The organism is Corynebacterium sp. ACRPE (assembly GCF_022347435.1).
GTDB lineage: Bacteria > Actinomycetota > Actinomycetes > Mycobacteriales > Mycobacteriaceae > Corynebacterium > Corynebacterium tuberculostearicum_D.
Window position 1 is genome coordinate 1 of the sequence record NZ_JAKRNA010000047.1, and the last position, 2557, is coordinate 2557.

The 2557-nt window shown below is 45.2% G+C and carries 2 protein-coding genes and 1 pseudogene; 2 read left to right on the plus strand and 1 reads right to left on the minus strand.

What is annotated here, in order from left to right:
- Positions 1-71: 71 nt before the first annotated feature.
- Both MHY13_RS11980 and MHY13_RS11985 read left to right on the plus strand, forming a co-directional pair.
- Positions 72-1220, plus strand: a complete 1149-nt coding sequence (locus tag MHY13_RS11980) for a DUF262 domain-containing protein (RefSeq protein WP_239283236.1) — start codon at positions 72-74, stop codon at positions 1218-1220.
- A complete protein-coding gene (locus tag MHY13_RS11985; RefSeq protein ID WP_239283237.1) occupies positions 1204-1740 on the plus strand; it encodes a HEPN domain-containing protein in 537 nt (178 codons plus the stop codon). The genes MHY13_RS11980 and MHY13_RS11985 overlap by 17 nt, the downstream gene beginning before the upstream one ends.
- 475 nt (positions 1741-2215) lie before the next feature.
- Here MHY13_RS11985 and MHY13_RS11990 read toward each other — a convergent pair.
- Positions 2216-2557, minus strand: a pseudogene (locus MHY13_RS11990) (hypothetical protein); the annotation flags it as partial.

Here is a 2557-nt window from a genome sequence, read left to right on the forward strand (position 1 = left end):
CTCGGAAAATTCGCAAAAGTGGAAATCTTCAGGATCAAAATTCGTGAGAGGACAGGGAGCGAACGGGAGCAATGAGTACTATCCTCAAATATATGGAATATATGGAGAACGAGTTTGCAAACAACTCCCTCAACGAGAGCGAAATCAGAGACACAGTGGAGTCGGCTGATTCCGTTGATGAGATCTCTTATTATGGTCAAGATTTTGACGTTGATGGTTTGGTACGACGTTTTCAAAAGGGAAGCATCAAGATCCCGAATTTTGGAAATAATGATCCCGATGTAGAATCTGCGGGCTTTCAAAGAAATTTTGTATGGTCTAAGGCGCAGATGGACCGTTTTATTGAATCTCTATTGCTTGGTTACCCAGTGCCTGGAATATTTTTGGTTCGGCAAAGAGACCGTCGGATGTTGGTTTTGGACGGCCAACAGAGGCTTGTCACGTTAAAACGATTCTACGAAGGGATCCATAACGGGCGAGAATTTAAGCTTCAAAATGTTGCAAAACAATTTAAAGGGGAATCTTACCGTTCGCTTGACGGATCTGCGTGTCGTCAACTCGACGATACCCCTATCCAAGCCACAATCCTTGATGCAAGTTCACCGTCCAGTTCTATGCAGGCGATTTATAATATTTTCGAGCGGCTAAACTCGGGAGGAACGCAATTAGCAGCACACGAGATAAGGGTCGCACTTTACGCTGGCCCTCTTGTCGAGCTTCTCGAAAGCCTGAACCAAAGTTCAGGATGGAGAAAACTTTTCGGTGCGCCCGCGAAACGGTTGCGTGACCAAGAATTGGTTCTGCGCATACTCGCCTTTTATCTTCGAAGTGGCAACTATCGGCGGCCACTGAAGTCTTTCTTGAATATATTTATGGATGAGTTTCAAGATGCTCAAAGTGAAGAATTACACAATGCTCAAGAACTTTTTTGTAAGGCAACTATGTTTTTGGCCGATACAGTAGGTTCAGACGTTATTCGTCCTTCTGGCCAGGTTAACCAAGCATTGACAGAAGCTTTGGTCGTTGCAGTAATGAGGTTGCTAAACAAGTATCCAGAGGTCGATGGTGAAGTGGTCGCATCTAGGATCCACACCCTAAAAGAGGATCGGGAATTCCAAGAGGCAATCTCACGGTCTACGGCTGATGAAGAACAAGTGCGAAAGCGACTCTCTAGAGCTCAAGAAGCATTGATGGGCAATTGTGATGCCTTGGAAGCATAGTTGGCCAACTCACGAACTGAAGCAAAGTCGAGATTGGTTAAAGGAACAAAGGGAGCATCTGTTAAATTTACCTTCTTACCCATCCGATTCACTTAGTGATCGCGATCTTGTGGAAGGGTATTTATCTCGCTACCTTTCTTTACGTGCTACTGGGCATATTGAGTTGGTGGTAGAAACTGTAATTCGGGAGTTTGCTAAGGCTCAAGCCTCTCCATCGGTTGTTAATTTCATCGAGCAGGGGCTATTTAAGGGGCGAAACGTAAAAGCAGATACGCTTATCGAAAGACTTGGAGTATTTGACAGTTCGCTGAAAGAGCAACTTCGTCACTTCTTAGAAGAGGGAAACCCACCAAGAAAATCGACGCTGAACGCGATGGTAAAATCTCGGAATAGTATTGCCCATGGAGTTAGTGAAAATATGACTGTGTCGAAAGCACTCGAGAACTCTCAATTATCACTTGAATTGACCAAGTTTCTAGTTGAGTTGTTCAACGATAAGATCAATAGAAACAATATCTAACGGGCGTAGGGGCCTGATTGTTAGCTGACAACAGTGAAATGATTTGGTTTCAGTGCCGTCCTTTTGTGTAGGACCAAAGATCGACTTAGAGGTAACGGAAAAGGGCTCTTGAAGATGAAAGACAAGGTACTAGCGCCAGGGAATTTGGGAGCCCTTTGCACCTAGGCTGTGCAGGAGCCGTGGGAGAATACATTAGGCCTGCTTCCCTTGGAATCACCAGTCGACATTTTCATCTTGTTTATGTATAAATATTCTTCCGCTGAACCTGTGGATATCTGGCGGTCGGAGGTATTGGCATTAAAGTTAAGGATTAAAAAGTTGGATCGTTTGGACTAAAAGTAAGGTTGGATGACGGAGAACCCTATTAAGGTAGTCAAATGCAGCTTGATGAATTCTATTAACCAAACTCTCAAATTAGACGCATGTGGTCAAAGTGGTCGAGAGTCGGGCAATTGGATTTCGTGAACAGCAAGAACTAATGGAGGGACGACCTGGACTTCTCGCCTTCCTCGAATACGGAAATGAGGGCCGCAATGCCTGCACCAAGTACAATGCCGGACCGCGTACCCGAGGGGATTAAGCGCACTACTTTCGCCGCCCAGCCGGTAAATTCTAGCGTTAAAGAAAATATTCCGAGCAAAAATTGGAAACTGATTAGAGCCCAAATGCCCTCCGCGCCTTCTGGGAAAGATTGCACATAAAGCGTCAGCAGTGGAATAGCAGGTGTGATCCAACCAGGTACGACAGGATCACCAAGTAAGTGGTGAGTCAGGTAAAGCAGGCCATTAAGTATAACCACCGCTAGGGCCACTTGATA